Raw genomic sequence first — 19,833 nt, forward strand, 5'->3', positions numbered from 1 at the left:
CTGCACAAGTGACTTCTCGGCCTGCACACCTGACGCCTCGGCTGGCTAGCGGGGTTTGCGGCGGCGGAGACCGGCGGCGAGCAGGGCGGCGACGAGGTCACGTGAAGAGACGGCGACGGCTCCCGCGGCGACCATGTCGTCGTACACCTCGGCCGGGACGTCGTAGTGATCACGGTCGAAGCCACGCGACGGGATCCCGAGCCGGCCCGCGAAAGCGTGCAGCTCCTCGTAGGAGGTGTCGCTGGCCAGGTGCGACCACATCCGGCCGCGGCTGGGGACGTTGGGCGGGTCGATGAGAATCACGATGCCTTCTTACCTTGCACAGCCTTACCCGCGCACCGCTACCGCGGGGCTTGACCCGTCGGCAAGAATGGGCCTCGATGAACACGACAGTGCTGTTCGATGCTCGGGCGAGGGTGCTCCATGACCTGGACGCCCGCGGACTCGCCGGCGCAGCCGCCGTGTCCGCGCTCGAGGATGCCATGACCGAGCGCGGCTGGTGGGTCGAACAGTGGCCGGAGGGCAAGGCGTACGTGGCCGGGCTGGTCGCCCAGGACGTGCAGGACCTGCTCTTCGACGGCGAGGCATCCGCACGCTGGCCGGTGTGCGCCTCGTGCCCACCGGAGGTCCCGGTGCACTCGCTCCACATCACGCCCGACCTGGGCGGCCCGGACCCGATCTGGGTCTGCGAGGAGAGCGGCGACGTCGTCGCCCCGCTCGGCGACCTCTGACTCAGGACGGCCCGAGCTGCAGGTGCAGTGCGTAACGGTCGGCGCGGTAGACCGAGCGGCACACCTCGACGTAGCGGTCCCGGGCAACCGACTTCCGCTGCCGGCGTAGGACCGGCACACCGACCGAGAGGCCGAGCAGCGTGGCCTCCTCGATGTTGGCCACATCGGCCCGGAAGGTGTCATCGACCCACGACGGCCGCAGCTCGCGCCGGGCCAGTTCGGCGTAGAGACTCGACGGCGTGGATCTGTCGAGGAGGTCCGGCACGATCGACTCGTCCAGGTAGACGTCCTCGATGCAGATCGGCACCCCGTCGCCACGTCGCAGCCGGCGCCAGTGGATGACGGGCGTCCCTTGGCCCACACCCAGCGCACGGGCGATGGTGGGCCCGGCCTTCTCGCGACCGAGCAGCAGCGTCTCGGAGGAGGCCTGCATGCCCCGGCGGGCCATCTCCTCGCTGAAGCCGAGCACCGGGCTCAGCGCGCGCGGCGGGCGGGCCACGAAGGTGCCTCGCCCAGGGATCCGTACCAGCAGCCCGTCGGCGACGAGGGCGTCGAGCGCCTGCCGCACCGTCGCCCGGGCGACGCTGAACTTCTGCACCAGCTGCCGCTCGGAGGGCGCGGAGGCGCCTGGGTTCTCTCCGGCGACCAGCTCACGGACGTACTCCCGGATCTGGACGTGCTTGAGCGAACGCTCACCCGGGACCGACCGCACCATGAAAGCAGAGCGTAGGTGTCCATCTCACGTACGTCCCGGGTATCACTCAGGTTTGGTCAAGTTGTGACATTGCAACGAGATGAGGCAGTTCAGCTGCAACGAAACCCTAACCAGCGAATTCACTAGAACAAGTGTTCGATCAGGAGTACGCTGCAGGGGTGGACTTCCAGGGAACACTCTTCGCACCCACCGACGACGAGGCCACCGAGGCGCCCTACGAGCGGATCCACCTCGACCGCGGGGCCTGGGTGGACGTCGCCCGCGGCTGGCTACCCGAGCCCGACGACGTCTTCGAGGCGCTGGTCAGCGACGTCCCGTGGCGCGAGGAGCAGCGCCAGATGTATGACCGCGTCGTCGACGTGCCTCGGCTCATGCACACCTATCTGCAGGGTGACCCGCTCCCCCACCCGCGCCTGGCCGAGGCCCGCGGGCGGCTCACCGCCCACTACCTGCCCGAGCTGGGCGAGCCGTTCGTGACCGCCGGCTGCTGCTACTACCGCAACGGCAACGACTCGGTGGCTTGGCACGGCGACAAGATCGGCCGCGGCCGCACCAACGACACGATGGTCGCGATCGTCTCCGTCGGCGACCCGCGACGCCTGGCGCTGCGGCCCCACGGCGGCGGGAAGGGGATGAGCATCGAGATGGGCCACGGCGACCTCGTCGTCATGGGCGGCTCCTGCCAGCGCACCTGGGAGCACGCCATCCCCAAGGTCTCCTCGGCCGGCCCCAGGATCTCGGTCCAGTTCCGCCCCCGCAACGTCTTCTGAGAGGTCGCGCGGGCAGGGCCCCAGATGCGTTCCGTACGCTGGTAGGAAAGGATGGGACCGACAGCCGACGCCTCTGGAGCCGCCTTGACCACGACCGCATCACCCCTCGCCCCGCCGACCGCCGAGGACCTCGCCCGGGCGAAGGAGATCGTCGGGCGGATCAGCACCGCCTTCAGCAGCCGCGTGGTCGGACAGGAGAGGCTGCGTACGGCCCTGCTCATCGCCCTTCTCTCCGAGGGTCACGTCCTCCTCGAGAGTGTCCCCGGGCTGGCGAAGACGCTGGCCGCGTCCACGCTGTCCCAGACGGTCAAGGCACAGTTCTCCAGGATCCAGTGCACCCCCGACCTGCTGCCGAGCGACATCATCGGCACCCAGGTCTACGACCAGCGCAACCACGAGTTCGAGACCCAGCTCGGCCCGGTGCACGCCAACTTCGTGCTGCTCGACGAGATCAACCGCAGCTCCGCCAAGACCCAGAGCGCGATGCTCGAGGCGATGCAGGAGCGCCAGACGTCGATCGCGGGCCACATCCACCCGCTGCCGCGGCCGTTCATGGTGCTCGCGACGCAGAACCCGATCGAGGAGGAGGGCACCTACGTCCTCCCCCATGCCCAGATGGACCGGTTCCTGCTCAAGGAGATCGTCAACTACCCCAGCGACGGCGAGGAGCTCGTCGTCCTCGAGCGGATCGAGGCCGGCACGCTCGGCCCCGACCACGAGGACACCGCGCCGGTGGCCTCCCCCGAGGACGTGATCTGGCTCCAGGACCTGGCCAAGCGCGTCTACGTGGACCCGGCGATCAAGCGCTACATCGTCGCTCTCGTCCAGGCCACCCGCAACGCCGACAAGCTGCTCGGCCCGCAGATGGGCTCCTACGTCGAGATCGGAGCGTCCCCGCGAGCCTCGATCGCGTTCCTGCAGGCATCCCGCGCGGCGGCGCTGCTCCTCGGTCGCTCCTACGTCACCCCCGAGGACGTGCGCGAACTGCGGCACAGCATCCTGCGCCACCGTCTTCACCTCAGCTTCGAGGCGTTGGCCGAGAAGGTCCAGCCCGAGATGCTGGTCGACGCGCTGGTCCGCGCGGTCCCGAGCCCCTGACGGGCACCATCATGGCGACGTACCTTCCCCGGATCCGCACGCGGTTGATGATCCATGCCCACCGCAAGGTCGTGGGCCTGCTCGACGGCGAGTACGCCTCGCTGCAGACGGGAAGGAGCATGGACTTCCACGACCTGCGCGGGTATGTCCCCGGCGACGACGTGAAGGACATCGACTGGAAGGCCACGGCCCGGTCGCGGACCCTGCTGGTCAAGCGGTTCGCCGCCGAGCGGCAGCACCTGGTGCTGCTGGCGATCTCCACGGGTCGAAGCATGGCCGCCCAGGCGACCGGCACCACGACCAAGCGCGACCTGGCGATCTTCACCGCGGGTCTGGTCGGCTGGCTGGGCGTACGCCACGGGGACAAGGTCGCGGTCGCCTACGGCGACTCGAGCACCCAGAAGCTCACCAAGCCCGCCGACACCGAGATCGCGCTCGAGCGTGCGCTGGGGCTGGCCCACGACGTCATCACCCCCGATGCCGCCGAGGCGGACATCGTCGCGGTCCTGCGCCACATCGCCACCAACGTACGCCGCCGGGCGATCCTGCTCGTCGTCACCGACGAGCACGAGGTGAGCGAGGAGATGGCCGCCGTCCTGCGTCGCCTCACCGTGCAGCACGAGGTGCTGGTCGCCGGCATCGACGACCTCGACCCGACCGCCGCCGTGGCCGGCAGCGGGCCGACGGTCGACGTCGACACCACCGCCGCCCTGCCGGGGTGGCTCAGCGGCGACGCCGTCCTCCAGGCGCAGTACGCAGAGCTGGCCGCCGCCGAGGAGCACGGGCTGCGCGGCACCCTGGACCGCCTGGGCATCGCCTATCAGCGGGTCCACGACGACGCCTCCGCCATCGGCGCGATCTTCCACCTGCTGGAGAGGCACCGTCATGCGCGGCGCTGAGGGTCCTTCGATCCCTGAGGAGTTTCAGCAGCCGATGGCGCACTCCGGCTGGTGGCTGGTGCTCGCGCTCGCGCTGCTCGCCGCGGTGGCGCTCTACTACCTCGCGGTCATCCTGCTGACCCGCAAGCCCAGGCCGGTCGTCGAGGTCGAGACGCCCTGGGTGCCCGAGCCCCGCGACGTACGTGCCGAGCATCTGGCCGAGATCGACCGGATCGAGCGGGCGGTGCACCGCGGCGACCTCCCGGCACGGGTCGGTCACCAGCACCTGAGCCGTACGGTGCGGGACTACGTCGCCGCCGTCAGCCAGGTCCCGGCCGACAAGATGGTCCTCGCCGACCTGAAGGCGACCGTGCTCAGTGACCCGCGCACCCGGCCGCTGGCGATGGCCGTCGAGGTGATGTACCCACCCGCTTTCGCCTCCGACGAGGAGGGCCGGGCCGCGGACCGCTTCCCCGAGGCGCTCGGCCGGGCACGTCAGGTGGTGACCACATGGACCTGAAGTGGCCCGTTCTCGCCGCGATCGTGCTCGTCGTCACGATCGTCGCCGTCACGGCGATCGTCATCTGGGCGGCGCGCGTGCATCGTCGCCCGGTCGATGCCGTCCTGGTCGCGCACACCGAGCGCCTGCGGCGGCTCCCCCGCTTCCGCGAGCTCGCGAGCCAGCAGCGGTGGCTCTCCTGGTGGCAGACCGCGGGCGTCGCGCTCGCGGCCATCGGCTGCATCTGGCTGATCGCCCGGCCGCAGGCGACCGACGTCACCCAGAACCGCTACTCCACCCGCGACATCGTGCTCTGCCTGGACGCCTCGACCTCGATGTTCGACGAGGACACCCAGGTCACCCAGGCCTACTCCCAGCTCGTCGACGGCCTCGACGGCGAGCGGGTCAGCCTGGTGCTGTGGAGCGATGCCGCGGTCACCGTGTTCCCGCTCACCGACGACTACGGCTGGGTGCAGGACGAGCTGGGACGGGCCGGCCGGGCGTTCGCGCTCGGCGACCAGGAGTACGTCGCCGGCACCTATCTCGGCAAGGAGCGCGCCTCGCTGATCAGCGACGGCATCGTCTCCTGCGTCAAGCGCTTCGACATGTCCAACTCCGAGCGCGGGCGGGCGGTCATCGTCGCCTCCGACAACGACCCTCAGGGCGGCCCGCCGGTCTACTCGCTGCCGGATGCCACCGAGTTCGCCAAGGAGCGCGACGTCCAGCTCTTCGGCATCGGCTCCTCCGATCTGAGCTTCCAGGAGGACAAGCGCGCGACCTTCGAGAAGGCGGTGACCGACACCGGCGGCACCTTCTCCCTGCTCGGCGACGACGGCTCGATCGAGTCGATCCTGACCGGCATCGACAAGCTCTCCGCCGACGAGGTCGTCGAGCCGCCCAAGTATCAGGTCCGGGACGCTCCGGGCTGGCCGATCGCCACGATCGTCGTAGGCGTCCTCATGCTGATCGCCGGCTGGGTCTACGCCCTGGCGCGCGCCGGCAGGCTGTCCCCGCGCACTTGGACCCAGCCGCCGGGCGCCGGCCGGCCACCGGCGTACGGTCCCGCACCCGACAAGGAGCGCGTCCGATGAGCGCTCTGGCCTGGCAGATCCTCACTCTCGTACGCCGCGTGCTGATCGTGCTGCTCACGGTCGTCGTCCTGGTGCGCCCGAGCTGGGGCGCGGCGCCCTCGGAGATGCGTACGGCCGACCTCGATGTCCTCGTGGTGGTCGACCGGACCCGGTCGATGGTCGCCGAGGACGGGCCCGGTGGCGTGGCCCGGATGACGCAGCTCAAGAAGGACCTCAAGGCACTCTCGTCCGCTCTGCCGTCGGTGCGGTTCGGCGCGATCACGTTCGGCGGGGAGGTCGTACGCACGGAGATGCCGTTCACCTACGACACCACAGCCTTCGAGGCCTGGGTCGACGGGATGTACGCCGAACGGGCCTTCGACGGGTCCGGCTCGACGGTCGACGCCCCGCGCGAGGAGGCCATCGAGGCTCTCGAACGCGACCAGGAGCGTTATCCCGAGAGGCGCCGGATCGTCGTGTTCGCCTCCGACGGCGAGAACACCCGCGAAGGGTTCGACCAGCAGTCGTTCTCCGAGATCGACGACCTCTCGGCGGGCGGGCTGGTGCTCGGCTACGGCACGGAGCAGGGCGGCCGGATGCCGTGGGACGACGAGCGCCCTCAGGACGGCTACCTCAAGGACGGCGAGGGCCAGGACGCCCGCTCCCGGATCGACCTGGCCAACCTGCGCGACATCGCCTCCCAGATGGGCCTGGAGACGCTGCACCGCACCACGAAGGACACCGGCGAGATCGCCACCGAGGCTGCGACCTGGGACTCCAAGATGCTCACCGAGGAGACCTCGGTCGGCGGCAAGGTCTCGCGCGCCTGGATCTTCGGGTTTCCCCTGCTGGCGTTGCTGCTGTGGGAGCTGTGGGGCCACCGTCGCCGCGGACACGAGGCCGAGGAGGTGCTCTCGTGACCCTGACCGACAAGGAGCCTCTCGATGGCGCCGCCGGGCCGGCCGTGCCGACGAGCCCGGTCCCGAGCGCGCGCGAGCAGGTGCGTCGCGTGCTGCTGGTGGCCGGGATCGTGCCTGTCCTCATCGGGCTCGCCTTCCTGCTCAAGGTGATGGTGATGGGCCACCACGACCGTGGCGGCCGCGAAGCGTGGGACGAACGCGACGCGGCGACCGCGATGGAGCACTACGCCGCCAACCGCGACTTCAACTTCCTGCAGCCGTGGATCGCCCACTTCGACGCCGGCAACGCTGCGTACCTCCTCGGTGAGAACGCCCGGGCGGTGGCCTACTTCGGCGAGGCGCTGGAGCGCGTGCCGCAGGAGCACGAGTGCACCGTACGCATCAACATGTCGCTGACCCAGGAGGCGATCGGCGACCGGGCACGGGACGCCGGCGACCAGGCGGGAGCGAAGGCCGCCTACGAGGAGGCGCTGGCCACGCTGAAGGACGGCGACTGCCCCACCAAGGCCGGTCAGGGCGAGGAGCAGTCCCAGCAGGGCGAGTCCGTCCAGGAGCGGCTCGAGGACAAGCTGACCCCGAAGCAGCGTCCGCCCCAGAGCAACCAGGAGCCACCTCCCGAGAAGCCGCAGAGCCAGGACGAGAAGGAGGACAAGCTCGACAAGCGCAACGGCGACGGTGAGGACTACCGGCGCGACGACGCGGACCTCGACGACTACGGCGGGTTCAGCGACGAACCCCAGTGGTGAGGCTCAGTGGTGAGTCCCAGTGGTGAGTCTCAGTGGTGAGCTCGACGACCGTCAGCGCATGAGCGTCTGGGACGGAAGCTCCTGGAACTGCGCCCGGTACGCCTGGGAGAAGCGCCCGAGGTGGAAGAAGCCCCACTGGGCGGCGACCGCGGTGACCGAGGTCGCGCTCGCGTCCGCGGCGAGCAGGTCGGCGTGGGCACGCTCCAGCCGCGTACGCCGCCAGTACTCCAGCGGGGTGGTGTCCAGGTCGCGTTGGAACGCCTCCTGCAACGTGCGGGTCGAGACGCCCACCGCTGTGGCGAGCTCGGCGACCTTCCACGGGTGGTCGGGCCGAGCCTCGAGCAGGTCGACGGCCATGCGTACGGCCCGGGAGATACCGGACGAGCCGCTCTCGGAGGCGATCTGCAGGGACGTGTTGGCCTGCACCGTGAGCAGTCCCCCGATCAGCGCCTGCTCGTAGGGAGCGGCCACCAGCGGTGAGCTCATCAGCGTGCCGCCGGCCTCGACGTTGTCGTAGGCCAGCCGCACCATCTTCAGCCAGTCGCGCACCTCGGGACGTCCCAGGTCGAGGGTGGGATCGAAGACGACCGGGCCGGACGAGCCCAGGCCGGCCGCGGCCTCCTCGACAGCACTGCGGCGGATGTAGACCTGCAGCTTCTCGCAGCCGTCGGACCAGAGCATGTCGACCGCCTCGGTCGGCGACCCGATCGAGGCGCGGGTGCGGTCGGCGAGGACGACCTGCTCGCCCACCTTGACCTTGGCGGAGCCGGCGAGCGGGAGCTGGATCAGGTAGAAGTCGTCGAAGGTGCCCGGCGTGATCCGAACCTCGTCGCCGTAGCGCATGTAGTTGAGCATCACGTCCTCGCCCAGAGGCGCCGCGTTGTGCACCATGTCGAGCTGCGACCCCGCCTTGGTCAGAGCCAGATAGTGCGCGCAGAACCGCTCCGCGACGGCTTCTCGGGCCTGGTCGACGTCGGTGGTGGCGATGACGGTGTGACGGCCCAGTAGGGGACGGGGCAATGGTGGCTCCTGGAGCGAGGCTCGACGGACCGAACAGCGTAGTGGCGCCGACGCCGCGCGGACGCGAACTCGGCCCAATCACCGTCAAAGGTCCCAGGGTGCGGCACACCAGCCCCCGGACGAGATGCCGACCCCACCCATATTTGCCGGCATCTCGCCGGAGCTATCCCCTCGTCGCCACCTTCTGGACGAGCCTGGGGGTGATCGAGGCGTACGCCTTCGGGTTGATCGGCAGCAACCACTGCAGGGCTCTGGTCGGCCGGCTGACGTCTAGGCCGACGTCGTCGAGCACCTCGTCGATGTTGTGCATCGAGAACGGGATCACGTTGGTGCCTCGGGCGTGGCGGCCGTCGGTGCGCTCACGCATCCAGGCGAGCCGCTCGGCTACGTGCGACTCCATCTCCGGAGCCGGCGGGAGGTCGTGTCCGCCGGCCAGGTAGGAGCCGATCCAGACGGCGCTCATCTCGGCCGAGAGCGGCGAGAAGAACGAGGAGTTGTAGCCGGCGAAGGTCAGGTCGTGCACGTTCAGCGGCATGATCTGCCGGAAGAGCTGGTAGTCACCGTTGTCGTCGGTGAGCTGGCCCTGGATCTCCTCGGAGAAGAACGGCAGCTCCTGCTTGAACCCGGTCGCGGTCACCACGACGTCGGCCGGCAGCGCCCGGCCGTTGGCGAGCTCTGCGTACGCCTTGCCGTCCTTGACCACGAAGGCGGCGATCTCGGTGTCGCGCTCGATGGCGATGTCGCCGGCCTCGACGCCCTCGAAGAAGCCCTCGGTCGCCAGCGAGACCGTCGCGCGGGCGATGTCGGTGAACTGCCCCTTGGGCAGCAGCCCGAGCTTCTTCAGCTTGAGCTGGCCGGTGGTGACCGACTCGACGCTGCCGACCATCGACCCGGCGATCTTCGAGCCGCCGGCGTGTAGCATCTTCTCGGCCCCGCGGATGCTCTGATAGGGGAACAGCCCCTCCCCCAGGCGGGTCAGCAGCAGCATCTTGTAGTTGAGGACGCCCTTGATCTTGCGGGGCATCTTCCACAGCAGCTGCCGCGCGACGACGGTGGTCGAGGCCGCCTCCTTGGCGATCTCGACGGCGACGTCACAGGCCGACTTCCCGTAGCCGACGATCACGACGTCCTTGCCCTTGACGGACTCCAGGTCGTGCAGCTGGCTCGCGGCGAGGACCTGGCCGCCGGCGGCCTCGAGCTCGTCGACCCCGTCGTACGCAGGGGCGAACGGCTCAGAGAAGACGCCGCTGGCCACCACCAGGTGGTCAAAGTGATCAGCCGCTTCGCCCCCAGCGCCCGAGGTGCTGTCGCGTGAAGTGATGTCCCAGCCGCCCCCTCCAGCCGGCTGGGCACTCCTCACCTCGGTGGAGAGTCTGATCATCGGGGCGAGCTCGAACTTCTCGACGTACATCTCGAGGTAGGTCTGCACCTGCTCGCCACTGAGCCACTCGGGGAACGCCTTGGGCATCCTCAGGTCCGAGAGCGTGTAGGAGTCCTTGTTGTTCTGCGTCGTCAGGCCCGGGTAGCGACGCGTGCGACTCCACACGCCACCGACATCAGGCGCCTTCTCGAAGACGGTGATGTCGTGACCGAGCTCGGTGAGCACCTTCGCCGAGGCAACGCCTGCGAACCCGGCACCGATGACCGCGATCTTCAATTTTCTGTTTCCTCTCGCAGCGGGGTCTGCGTGATGGAAACGCTAGAGAGGTCGGACCGCCCTCGCTATCCACGTTGCGCGGGTGGTATCCGGTTTGCGCGACGGGTTCAGCCGCGCAGGAGCTTGTAGACGATGACCACCGCGGCGACCACGGCGACGCCGATGGCGATCTTCTTGCCGTAGTTCTTGATCAGCACCGGCACGACCGTCGCGCCGAGGTCGAGAGCTTCCCCGGAGGTCGAGCTTGTCGAGCCGCCCACGGTGGTCGAGCCTGTCGAGACCTCGCTCGGGGCGGACGTCTCCTTCTCGGGGGGCTCGACAGGCTCGACCTCCGGAGCCGACTTCTGCTCCAGGCACGCGACGAACTGACCGAGGAGCTTGTCGGAGACGTCCTGCATGACCCCGCGGCCGAACTGGGCGGGCTTGCCGGTGACGGCGAGATCGGTGACGATCTCGACCTTCGTGCCGGTGCCCTCCGGGGCCATCGTCAAGGTCGCGTTGGCACCGGCGGTGCCGTTGCCGCGCTTGTCACGACCCTTGGCCTCCACGACCAGCCGGCGGGCACCCTCGTCCTTCTCGACGAAGGTGCCGGAGCCGGCGTAGACCATGGCGATCGGGCCGAGCTTGACCTTCACGGTGCCGGTGAAGCTGTCCCCCTCGGCCGAGGTGACCTGGGCTCCCGGGAAGCACTCGGCCATCGAGCCGATGTCCAAGAAGCTGTCCCAGGTCTCCTCGACCGAGGTGGGAACGGTGAACTGGTGCGTCAGGTCCACGCCTCAGCCCCCACGGTCGTGTTCGAGAACCCGGAGGCGCCGGCTCCGCGCCGCCCACCACGCCCTCTCGCGGCGTTGCCGCGTCTCCAAAGACGCCCGGTATTCGTTCGACGCGGCGCCTTGCGAGACGACGCGCTGGACGACGCGGCGCTCGGCGCCGAGTTCTCAAACACGACCGAGCGCCTTCGTGATCGCCCGCCGGGTCAGCACCGTGACCAGGTGACGCCGGTAGTCGGCGTCACCGTTGAGGTCGGAGGGCGGCTCGGCACCGTCCGCGGCCAGGGCCGCGGCGCTGCGTACGACCTCCTCGGTCGCCTGCTGCCCGACGAGGGCGGCTTCGACGCCGGCCGCACGCAACGGGGTCGCACCCATGTTGGTCAGGCCGATCGCCGCGCCCTCGATCACGCCGCCGGAGACCCGGAGGGTCGCGCCGACCGCGCAGATCGGCCACTGGTGGGCGACCCGGACGAACTTCTCGTAGTGCGCCGTCCATCCGGTGTGCTTGGGCAGGCGTACGCCGGTGAGCAGCTCGTCCTCGGAGACCGCCGTCTCGAAGAGGCCCTGGAAGAACTCCGCGCCCGGGACCACCCGCTCCCCGGCCGGCCCGGCGATGACGAACTCGGCGTCCAGGGCAAGAGCTGGGGCGCCGAGATCGCCCGCCGGGTCGGCGTGGGCAAGCGCGCCACCGAACGTGCCCCGGTGGCGTACCTGCTCGTCGGCGACCGTAGCCGTGGCACGCGCGACCAGAGCCGCGTGCTCGGCCACCAGAGGATCGGCCGCGACGTCACAGTGGCGCGTCATCGCGCCGACGAGGATCGAGTCACCCTCGTCGCGTACGCCGCGGAGCGAAGCGATGCGACCGAGGTCGATGACCCACTCCGGGGCGTTGAGACGCATCCTCATCACCGGCAGCAGGCTCTGGCCGCCGGCGATCACCTTGGCCTCGTCGCCATACTGGGCGAGCGCGGCGAGCGCCTCCTCGACCGTGGTCGGGGCGACGTAGTCGAACGATGCGGGAATCACTGGACGTCTCCTTCTGTGCGGTCGACGTTCCCGGACATGCCCGTCGACGGATCGAAGTGTGCTGCGGCCGCACCGGTGGTCTTGCCACCGGACGAGCCCTCGTTGATCGCCCGCCAGACCCGTTCGGGCGTGCACGGCATCTCGATGTCGTTGATCCCGAGCGGACGGACGGCGTCGACGACGGCGTTGACCACCGCCGGGGTGGAGGCGATCGTGCCGGCCTCGCCGACGCCCTTGGTGCCGAGCGTGTTGGTGGTCGAGGGCGAGGTGGTGTGGTCGATCTCGAAGCTGATCGTGTCGGCCGCTGTCGGCAGCAGGTAGTCCACGAACGAGCCCGAGACCAGGGTCCCGGCGTCGTCGTAGACCGCGTCCTCCCACAGCGCCTGGGCGATGCCCTGGACCAGTCCACCGTGCACCTGACCTGCGACGATGAGCGGGTTGATGATGTTGCCGATGTCGTCGCAGCAGACGTACTTCCGCATCTTCACCTGCCCGGTCTCGGTGTCGACCTCCATCGCGCACAGGTGGGTGCCGTGCGGGAAGTTGAAGTTCTCCGGGTCGAAGGTCGCCTCGGAGTCGAGGTTGGCCTCGACCCCGTCGGGCAGGTTGTGCGCCGCGAAGACCGCCGTGGCGAGCTCTGCGATGGCCAGGCCCTGGTCGGTGCCCTTGACCGCCCACTTGCCGCCGGTGAACTCCAGGTCGTCGACGCTGGCCTCGAGCAGGTGGGCCGCGATCGGCTTCGCCTTCTCGAGCACCTTGTCGGCGGCCCGCACGAGCGCCTCACCACCCACGACCAGCGACCTGGACCCGTAGGTGTCATAGCCCTTGGCCGCGATCTGGGTGTCGCCGTGGAGCACCTCGACGTCCTCGAAAGGTACGCCGAGCCGGTCCGCCACGATCTGGCTGAACGCGGTCTCGTGCCCCTGACCGTGCGCACTCGCGCCGGTGATCACCTCGACCTTGCCGGTCGGGGTGAGCCGCACCTGGGCGTGCTCCCAGCCACCGGCCCCGTAGTCGAGGCTCCCCAGCACCCGTGACGGAGCCAGGCCGCACATCTCGGTGAAGGTCGAGACGCCGATGCCGAGCTGGACCGGGTCGTTGATGGCCCGCCGCTCGGCCTGCTCGCGACGGAGCTCGTCGTAGCCGAACATCTCCTTCGCTCTGGCGGTCGCGGACTCGTAGTCGCCGGAGTCGTAGGTCAGGCCCGCGACGGTCGTGAACGGGAACTCCTCGTGCTTGATCCAGTTCTTCTCCCGGATCTCGAGCGGGTCGACCCCGACCTCGGCGGCCAGCTCGTCCATCAGCCGCTCGATGGCGTACGTCGCCTCCGGCCGTCCCGCGCCGCGGTAGGCGTCGGTCCAGGTGGTGTTGGTGAGCACCGTCTGGCAGTTGAACTGGTAGGCCGGGAACTTGTAGATCGCGTTGAACATGAACGCGCCGAGCACCGGAACCCCGCCGCCGACGAGGGCGACGTACGCCCCCAGGTTGGCGTCCAGCTCGACCTTGAGCCCGGTCACCTGGCCGTCCTTGGTGGCCGAGAGGGTCAGCTTCTGGATCTGGTCGCGACCGTGGTGGGCCGCCACCAGCGACTCGGAGCGGGTCTCGGTGTACTTGACCGGCTTGCCGAGCCTGCGGGCCAGCGCGAAGACGACCATCTCCTCGGGCGTCTGCTGGAGCTTTCCGCCGAACCCGCCGCCGACGTCGGGGGCGATCACCCGGATCTTCGACTCGGGCACCCCGGTGGTCGCGGCGAACGCGAACCGCAGGATGTGCGGGATCTGGGTGGCGCTCCACACCGTGATCTGCTCACCGGTCGGGTCGCACACGACGCTGCGGGGCTCCATGAAGGCCGGGATCAGGCGCTGCTGGCGGTAGGTGCGCTCGATGACGATGCCGTCGCTCTTGGCGGAGGTGATCGCCTCGTCGACGTTGCCACCGGTGCCTGCCTGGGCGCTGTCGAAGACCCACAGGGCGGACTTGTTCGTGCCCAGGTCGGGGTGGGCGAGCACCTCGTCCTTGACCGCCTCCTCGAGGGAGACGACCGCGGGGAGCTCCTCGTAGTCGACCTCGACCAGCTCGGCGGCATCGCGTGCGGCCGCGGCCGAGCGGGCCGCGACGACGGCGACGATCTCGCCGGCGAAGGTGACCCGGTCGACGGCGACCGGCGGGTGGGCCGGGGCCTTCTGGTCGGGCGTGATCGGCCAGGCGTTGATGCAGACGCCGAGGCTCTCGTCGAAGTCCTTGGCGGCCAGCACCGTCACGACACCCTCGGAGCTCTCCGCTCCGCTGGTGTCGATGCCGGTGATCCGGGCGTGGGCGAAGGGGCTGCGCACCATCGCCAGGTGCAGCATCCCGGGCAGGTTGATGTTGTCGGTCCAGCGGGTCCGGCCGGTGATCAGGCGCGCGTCCTCCTTGCGACGACGATCGCGGCCGATCTCGTTGGTCTTGTCCGGACGTGCCTCTACAGCGGTCACAGTGCGTCCACCTCCTCGGTCGCACCGCGCGGGCCGGCGGCGGTGGCAAGGTGCCCGCTGGCGTACTGCACCGCGCGGACGATGTTGTGGTAGCCCGTGCAGCGGCACAGGTTGCCTTCGATGCCCTCGCGGATCTCGTCCTCGCTGGGCTGGGGATTGCGCTTGAGCAGGTCGACGGACTGCATGATCATGCCCGGCGTACAGAAGCCGCACTGCAGCCCGTGGCACTCCCGGAAAGCCTCCTGCACGGGATGGAGTCCGGCGCCGTCGGCCCCGGTCTCGACCGTGTCGGCGAGCCCCTCGATCGTGGTCACGTCGCACCCGTCGGCCTGGACCGCGAGCACGTTGCACGACTTCACCGACTCACCGTCGAGATGGACCGTGCAGGCGCCGCAGTTGCTGGTGTCGCAACCGATGACCGTGCCGGTCTTGCCGAGTCCCTCGCGCAGATACTGCACGAGCAGTGTTCGTGGTGCGACGTCGTCGGTGACCTTCATACCGTCGACGTTCATGCTGATCCGGGCCATGTTGTCTCCCTGCCAGACGTCATTGTGTGGGCCAGATCACAGTAGGACGCGCAGGGTTGGATGGTCGTTGGTCGACTTGTCGAGACCCCGCACCCGGACGGTCTCGACAATCTCGACCTCCGGGGTGGGCTACCGACCAGCCGCCAACCGAGCCTTCAACAGCGGCAGCGCCGGATGGGCACTCCCGCCCAGTCGGCGCAGACAGCTGTCGACGACCTCCGTGTCGTACGGAGCCAGCTCGCTGTAGCGCAGCACCGCGTCGGGCTGCGGGTCGGCCATCAGGGCCTCACGCAGCGCGACCGCGACGTACTCGGCCATCTCGGCCAGCGCCGGGCTGTTGGTGCCGGGCAGGAGATCGCCGCCGTACGCCTCGACAGCAGCGGCCACCCGGCCGTGACGGATCAGCGCGAGGACCTGCTCGACGTCGGTCACGACCGGCATCAGCAGGCGGTAGGGGCGGGAGGCGACCTGCCCACCGAGCGTGTGGCGCAGGTGGGAGACCTCGGCCTTGAGCGTCGAGAAGGTGACCGCCTGGTCGCCGTAGACGGCCGCGTGGAGCCGCTCCAGGGAGAGGCCTTCGGGGTGGAGCGCGAGCAGGGCCAGGATCTCGGTCTGGCGGCGGTTGAGCAGCAGCCGCTGCCCGTCGAGCCAGGTCTCCGCGGTGCCCAGGAGCGTCAGCACCAGCCCCGGCTGGGCGAGCGCCTCGTCGCCCTGCGGCGTCGGCCGCTGCGGCAGCGCGCCCTCGATGAGGCGTGCCATCACCCGGGCCGTGGCCAGCCCGATCGGGTGGGTGCGGTCCCAGGTCGTGGAGAGGTCGAGGACGCCGAGGTGCTTGCCGGTGGTCGGGTCGTGGAGCGGCGCGGCCCAGCAGACCCAGTTGTGCACGGCCTCGGCATAGTGCTCGGCGCCGAAGACCATCGCAGGTGCGTCGGTACGGTTGGCGAGGTCGAGCGCGTTGGTGCCGGCCGACTGGTCGTCCCAGCGGGCGGCGGGCACGAAGTTGACCGACTCGGCCTTCCTCCTCATCACCCGGCCGCCGTACGTCCACAGCACCCGCGTGTCCGGGTCGGTGATCGCGATGACGAGGTCGCCGTCGTCGGCGGTGCACCGCAGCTCCTCCTCGACCCGCTCGACGGCCACCTGGAGCGGGGAGCTGCGCCACATCTCGCGGGTCTCGTCCTCGTCGGCCAGCGGGGCCTCACGTACGTCGGGCTTCAACGACGTCGCCGAACGCGCCCAGCTGGTCAGGATCTCCGGCCTGACGAAGTCCTCGGCGTCATCGCCGCCCTCGACGAACGCGGTCCACGCCCGCGCCGCGTTGAGGCGGCGTTCCTGCAGGTCGCTACGGACCATCAGGTCCCCCTTTGGAGCTGGCTGGTTCTGCCAAGGTAGCACCCTGTGACCTGCCTCACGATCCCCTCTGAGGTACTCCTCTCGACTGAAGGCCGCACGGGGTCAGCGCGTCGGTGCGACAGTGGGTGAATGGACACGCGCACCGCCACGACCTGGACCGACCTCGAGGCCGCGGCCAGGCTGCAGGTCGACTTCAACACCGAGTACGACTACCCCGCACCGCCTGCCGACGACCTGGCGCGGCACCTGAGCCGCCTGGTCGAGAGCGGGGACACCACCGTGATGCTGATCGGCGACCCCGCGCTCGGTCACGGCATCACCCGGTTCCGCCTGCAGACCACCGAGAACGAGCTCGAGGCCTATCTCGCCGAGCTGTACGTCGTGCCCGACCGCCGCGGGCAGGGACTCGGCACGATCCTGCTGCAGGCGATCATCGACGAGGCGAAGGCCCGGGGCGTGACGTACATGGACCTGGGGACGAGCGAGGACGACACCTCCGCCCGGGCGCTGTACGAGAAGTTCGGCTTCGACAACCACGAGGGCCGCGGCTCCGGGCCGCGGGCGCTCTACTACGAGAGGGAGCTTTAGCCGGCCTTCATGCCCCAGCGGTAGTCCCTAGAGAAAATCGACAGACTGGTGGATCCGGCCGTTCGTGGTGGCCAGGCGCTCGCCGGAGCCGCCCCAGCGGCCGGCGATGATCTCGGCGGCGATCGAGACGGCGGTCTCCTCCGGCGTACGGGCGCCGAGGTCGAGGCCGATCGGGCTGCTCAGGCGGGCGATCTCCTCGTCGGTGAGGCCGGCTTCGCGCAGGCGGGCGAGGCGGTCGTCGTGGGTGCGGCGCGAGCCCATCGCGCCGACGTAGGCGATGTCGGGGAGGCGGAGGGCGACCTCGAGGAGAGGTACGTCGAACTTCGGGTCGTGGGTGAGGACGGCGATCACGGTGCGCGGGTCGATGCGGCCAGCCTCGACCTCGGCGCCCAGGTAGCGGTGGGGCCAGTCGACGACGACCTCGTCGGCCGAGGGGAAGCGGGAGCTGGTGGCGAAGACCGGACGGGCGTCGCAGACCGTGACGTGGTAGCCGAGGAAGGCACCGACCCGAGCCACCGCGGCGGCGAAGTCGATCGCGCCGAAGACGAGCATCCTGGGCTTGGGCGCGAAGGACCAGACGAAGACCCGCATGCCTTCGCCGCGGCGTTCCCCGTCGATCCCGTAGGACAGCGTCTGGTTGGTGCCGTGAGCCAGGAGCCCCAGCGCGTCGTCGTGGACGGCGTCGTCCATCCGGGCGCTGCCCAGGGAGCCCTTGACCGCTTCGGGGCGGACGAGGACGCGGCGCCCGAGGATCTCGGGGTCGGGGTGCTCGATGACGGTGGCGAGAGCGACCGGACTGCCGCTGCGTACGTCCTCGGCGAGCTCGCCGAGCTCGGGGAAGGTCTCCTTCGACACCTTCTCGACGAAGACGTCGAGGATGCCGCCGCAGGTCAGCCCGACGGCGAACGCGTCGTCGTCGGAGACGCCGTAGCGGTTGAGCTCCGGGACGCCGGACTCCGCGACCTCGCGGGCGACCTCATAGACGGCGCCCTCGACGCAACCGCCCGAGACCGAGCCGACCGCACTCTCGTCGGGGCCGACGAGCATCGAGGCTCCCGGCGGCCTGGGCGCGGACTGGAACGTCGCGACCACGGTGGCCACGGCGACGGTCTCGCCGGAGTCCCACCACTTCATCAGATCGTCGAGCACGTCACGCACGAGCGATCACCTCCACCAGATCCTCGTACGTCGCCAGGGAGTGCCCGGCGACGAAATCATCCACGTACGGCAGCACCGCGACGATGCCTCGCTGCAGTGGTTCATAACCAACCTTGCCACGGTGTGGGTTGACCCAGACCGTGCGATGGGCGAGGCGGTGCAGCCTCGCCGTCTGCTCCTGGAGGAGGGCGGGGTCACCGCGCTCCCAGCCGTCGCTCGCGATGACCACCACCGCGCCTCGGGCCAGTCCCTGGTGTCGTCGCAGGAACGCCTGCAGGTTCTCGCCGAGCCTGGTGCCGCCCGACCAGTCGGGCACCGTCTCGCCGGCCGCGACGAGCGCCCGGTCGGGGTCGCGGTGACGCAGCGCGCGGGTGATGTTGGTGAGCCTCGTGCCCAGCGTGAACACCCCGCCCCCGGTGGTCGAGCCGCGGCTCCCGGAGGTCGAGCTGGTCGAGACCCGGTGCGCCACCCGCAGCAGGACATCGGCGTAGGCGCTCATCGATCCAGACACGTCGATCAGCCACACCACTCGGCGTGGGCGCTCACCGCGCCTGCGGTAGTGGATCGCGGCCGGTTCGCCGAGGTGCTGCAGGCTCGCCCGCAGAGTGCGGTGGGCATCGACGCGGCCTCGCCGCCAAGGGTCCTGGCGCGGGGTCCGCCGGCGCGGGGTCCGTGGGCGAAGCCGTGCGATCAGGGTGGCCACCCGCTCCTGCTCGGCCGGGCTGAGATCGGCGACGTCGCGGTGACGCAGGGTCTCGACGTCGCTCGCCTGGGCCCGGATGACGTCACCGGCGTCCTCACCCTCGCCCTCCCCCGGCTGCGGCTCGGTCTCGGGGAGCGTGGAGATGGCCGCGACCGTACGCAGCGACACCGGCGGCACCGGCATCCTCGCCGTCGACCCGAACCAGGCCTCGAAGACCTGGTCATAGCGGCGCAGGTCGTCCGGCCCGGCACACAGCGTCGCGCGTCCTGCCGTGTAGGTCGCGACCGGGTCGCCGGCCCCGACGATCGCGGTGGCCTGCAGGAAGCCGTGAGCGCGGTCCTGGGTCACCGCCACCCCGGCCGCGCGGAGGGCTCGGGTGAAGCCGAGAAGAATCCGGTCGGCCTCTCGGGCTCGGCTGCTCAAGACAGCAGCCGATCCAGCGCGGCCCGGACGCGATCGGCATCCTCACGGTGCTTGACGAGCGCGCCGAGCGTGGCAGCGGCGCTCTCCAGGTCCATCTCGGCAGCCCCGAGATGGTGCAGGGCCCGGGCCCAGTCGAGGGTCTCGGCGACCCCGGGCGGCTTGAGCAGCGCGCCGGCTCCGTCGGTCGAGCGCAGCTGCTGGACGACGGTGACGACCTGACGCGCGAGCTCGTCGGCGACCTCGGGAGCTCGGCTGCGTACGATCTCGACCTCGCGGTCCAGCCCGGGATGGTCGATCCAGTGGTAGAGGCAGCGGCGCTTGAGGGCGTCGTGGAGCTCGCGGGTGCGGTTGGAGGTGAGCACGACGACCGGCGGGACGGCCGCGGCGACCGTCCCGAACTCGGGGATCGTCACCCGGTAGGTGGAGAGCACCTCCAGCAGGAACGCCTCGAACTCGTCATCGGCCCGGTCGACCTCGTCGACGAGGAGCACCGACGGCGCCTGCCGCAGCGCGGCCAGCACGGGACGAGCCAGCAGGAACCGCTCGTCGTAGAGCGACTTCTCGGCCTCCTCCACCGCGGCGCCCGGCGCGGAGCGACCGTCGGATACGGCGCCGGCCGCCTCGAGGGCGCGCAGGTGCAGGATCTGGCGCGCGAAGTCCCAGTCGTAGAGCGCCTGGGTGGCGTCGATCCCCTCGTAGCACTGCAG

The 19,833-nt window shown here is 70.1% G+C and carries 21 protein-coding genes; 9 read left to right on the forward strand and 12 right to left on the reverse strand.

Annotated features, from left to right (window positions below; translation table 11 throughout):
- Positions 1-45 precede the first annotated feature (45 nt).
- The gene (locus ACRDPS_RS00335; RefSeq protein ID WP_431499622.1) at positions 46-303 is read right to left on the reverse strand and encodes a DUF4031 domain-containing protein; all 258 of its coding nucleotides are present in this window, start codon (positions 301-303) and stop codon (positions 46-48) included.
- A gap of 77 nt (positions 304-380) precedes the next feature.
- Between ACRDPS_RS00335 and ACRDPS_RS00340 the strand changes: the two genes are divergently transcribed.
- Positions 381-731 carry a hypothetical protein gene (locus tag ACRDPS_RS00340; RefSeq protein WP_431499623.1) on the forward strand — a complete coding sequence of 117 codons (351 nt, stop codon included), beginning with the start codon at positions 381-383 and terminating at the stop codon, positions 729-731.
- A gap of 1 nt (position 732) precedes the next feature.
- Here ACRDPS_RS00340 and ACRDPS_RS00345 read toward each other — a convergent pair whose 3' ends face one another.
- Positions 733-1,446 (reverse strand): GntR family transcriptional regulator, encoded by a 714-nt coding sequence (locus ACRDPS_RS00345; RefSeq protein WP_431499624.1) that lies wholly within the window; start codon positions 1,444-1,446, stop codon positions 733-735.
- 158 nt (positions 1,447-1,604) lie between these two features.
- Between ACRDPS_RS00345 and ACRDPS_RS00350 the strand changes: the two genes are divergently transcribed.
- The 7 genes from ACRDPS_RS00350 (at position 1,605) to ACRDPS_RS00380 (ending at position 7,427) form a co-directional block, all read left to right on the forward strand.
- Positions 1,605-2,216 (forward strand): alpha-ketoglutarate-dependent dioxygenase AlkB, encoded by a 612-nt coding sequence (locus tag ACRDPS_RS00350; protein ID WP_431499625.1) that lies wholly within the window; start codon positions 1,605-1,607, stop codon positions 2,214-2,216.
- 84 nt (positions 2,217-2,300) lie between these two features.
- Entirely contained in the window at positions 2,301-3,314 is a 1,014-nt protein-coding gene (locus ACRDPS_RS00355) for an AAA family ATPase (protein WP_431499626.1), read from the forward strand.
- A gap of 11 nt (positions 3,315-3,325) precedes the next feature.
- On the forward strand, positions 3,326-4,213 hold the full coding sequence (locus tag ACRDPS_RS00360; protein ID WP_431499627.1) for a DUF58 domain-containing protein: 888 nt from the start codon (positions 3,326-3,328) through the stop codon (positions 4,211-4,213).
- Positions 4,200-4,712, forward strand: a complete 513-nt coding sequence (locus ACRDPS_RS00365; protein WP_431499628.1) for a hypothetical protein — start codon at positions 4,200-4,202, stop codon at positions 4,710-4,712. Before ACRDPS_RS00360 ends, ACRDPS_RS00365 begins: the two co-directional genes overlap by 14 nt.
- Positions 4,703-5,782, forward strand: a complete 1,080-nt coding sequence (locus ACRDPS_RS00370) for a VWA domain-containing protein (RefSeq protein ID WP_431499629.1) — start codon at positions 4,703-4,705, stop codon at positions 5,780-5,782. Before ACRDPS_RS00365 ends, ACRDPS_RS00370 begins: the two co-directional genes overlap by 10 nt.
- Positions 5,779-6,681, forward strand: a complete 903-nt coding sequence (locus tag ACRDPS_RS00375; protein ID WP_431499630.1) for a vWA domain-containing protein — start codon at positions 5,779-5,781, stop codon at positions 6,679-6,681. The genes ACRDPS_RS00370 and ACRDPS_RS00375 overlap by 4 nt, the downstream gene beginning before the upstream one ends.
- Entirely contained in the window at positions 6,678-7,427 is a 750-nt protein-coding gene (locus ACRDPS_RS00380) for a hypothetical protein (RefSeq protein WP_431499631.1), read from the forward strand. The genes ACRDPS_RS00375 and ACRDPS_RS00380 overlap by 4 nt, the downstream gene beginning before the upstream one ends.
- Before the next feature lie 51 nt (positions 7,428-7,478).
- Here the strand turns inward: ACRDPS_RS00380 and ACRDPS_RS00385 are convergent, their stop codons facing one another.
- The 7 genes from ACRDPS_RS00385 to ACRDPS_RS00415 form a co-directional block, all read right to left on the reverse strand.
- Positions 7,479-8,447, reverse strand: coding sequence for an AraC family transcriptional regulator (locus tag ACRDPS_RS00385; RefSeq protein WP_431499632.1), 969 nt, complete (start codon positions 8,445-8,447; stop codon positions 7,479-7,481).
- Between the two features lie 163 nt (positions 8,448-8,610).
- Entirely contained in the window at positions 8,611-10,104 is a 1,494-nt protein-coding gene (locus ACRDPS_RS00390; protein WP_431499633.1) for a flavin-containing monooxygenase, read from the reverse strand.
- 107 nt (positions 10,105-10,211) lie between these two features.
- A complete protein-coding gene (locus ACRDPS_RS00395) occupies positions 10,212-10,877 on the reverse strand; it encodes an SRPBCC family protein (RefSeq protein WP_431499634.1) in 666 nt (221 codons plus the stop codon).
- Between the two features lie 165 nt (positions 10,878-11,042).
- Positions 11,043-11,900 (reverse strand): FAD binding domain-containing protein, encoded by an 858-nt coding sequence (locus tag ACRDPS_RS00400; protein WP_431499635.1) that lies wholly within the window; start codon positions 11,898-11,900, stop codon positions 11,043-11,045.
- Entirely contained in the window at positions 11,897-14,374 is a 2,478-nt protein-coding gene (locus ACRDPS_RS00405; RefSeq protein ID WP_431499636.1) for a xanthine dehydrogenase family protein molybdopterin-binding subunit, read from the reverse strand. The genes ACRDPS_RS00400 and ACRDPS_RS00405 overlap by 4 nt, the downstream gene beginning before the upstream one ends.
- Entirely contained in the window at positions 14,371-14,901 is a 531-nt protein-coding gene (locus tag ACRDPS_RS00410; RefSeq protein ID WP_431499637.1) for a (2Fe-2S)-binding protein, read from the reverse strand. The genes ACRDPS_RS00405 and ACRDPS_RS00410 overlap by 4 nt, the downstream gene beginning before the upstream one ends.
- Positions 14,902-15,030: 129 nt before the next feature.
- On the reverse strand, positions 15,031-16,254 hold the full coding sequence (locus ACRDPS_RS00415) for a transcriptional regulator (RefSeq protein ID WP_431499638.1): 1,224 nt from the start codon (positions 16,252-16,254) through the stop codon (positions 15,031-15,033).
- A 129-nt stretch (positions 16,255-16,383) separates the two neighbouring features.
- Here ACRDPS_RS00415 and ACRDPS_RS00420 point away from each other — a divergent pair, with 129 nt between their 5' ends.
- Positions 16,384-16,842: a GNAT family N-acetyltransferase gene (locus ACRDPS_RS00420; RefSeq protein ID WP_431499639.1), complete on the forward strand. Its 459-nt coding sequence runs from the start codon at positions 16,384-16,386 to the stop codon at positions 16,840-16,842.
- A gap of 27 nt (positions 16,843-16,869) precedes the next feature.
- Here the strand turns inward: ACRDPS_RS00420 and ACRDPS_RS00425 are convergent, their stop codons facing one another.
- The 3 genes from ACRDPS_RS00425 to ACRDPS_RS00435 all read right to left on the reverse strand — a co-directional run.
- Positions 16,870-18,000 (reverse strand): XdhC family protein, encoded by a 1,131-nt coding sequence (locus tag ACRDPS_RS00425; RefSeq protein ID WP_431499640.1) that lies wholly within the window; start codon positions 17,998-18,000, stop codon positions 16,870-16,872.
- Positions 17,993-19,126: a vWA domain-containing protein gene (locus ACRDPS_RS00430; RefSeq protein WP_431499641.1), complete on the reverse strand. Its 1,134-nt coding sequence runs from the start codon at positions 19,124-19,126 to the stop codon at positions 17,993-17,995. The genes ACRDPS_RS00425 and ACRDPS_RS00430 overlap by 8 nt, the downstream gene beginning before the upstream one ends.
- A partial coding sequence (locus tag ACRDPS_RS00435) for an AAA family ATPase (RefSeq protein WP_431499642.1) occupies positions 19,123-19,833 on the reverse strand: 711 nt, incomplete at its 5' end. The genes ACRDPS_RS00430 and ACRDPS_RS00435, both read right to left, overlap by 4 nt.

This window comes from Nocardioides sp. (assembly GCF_050699375.1).
Lineage (GTDB): Bacteria > Actinomycetota > Actinomycetes > Propionibacteriales > Nocardioidaceae > Nocardioides.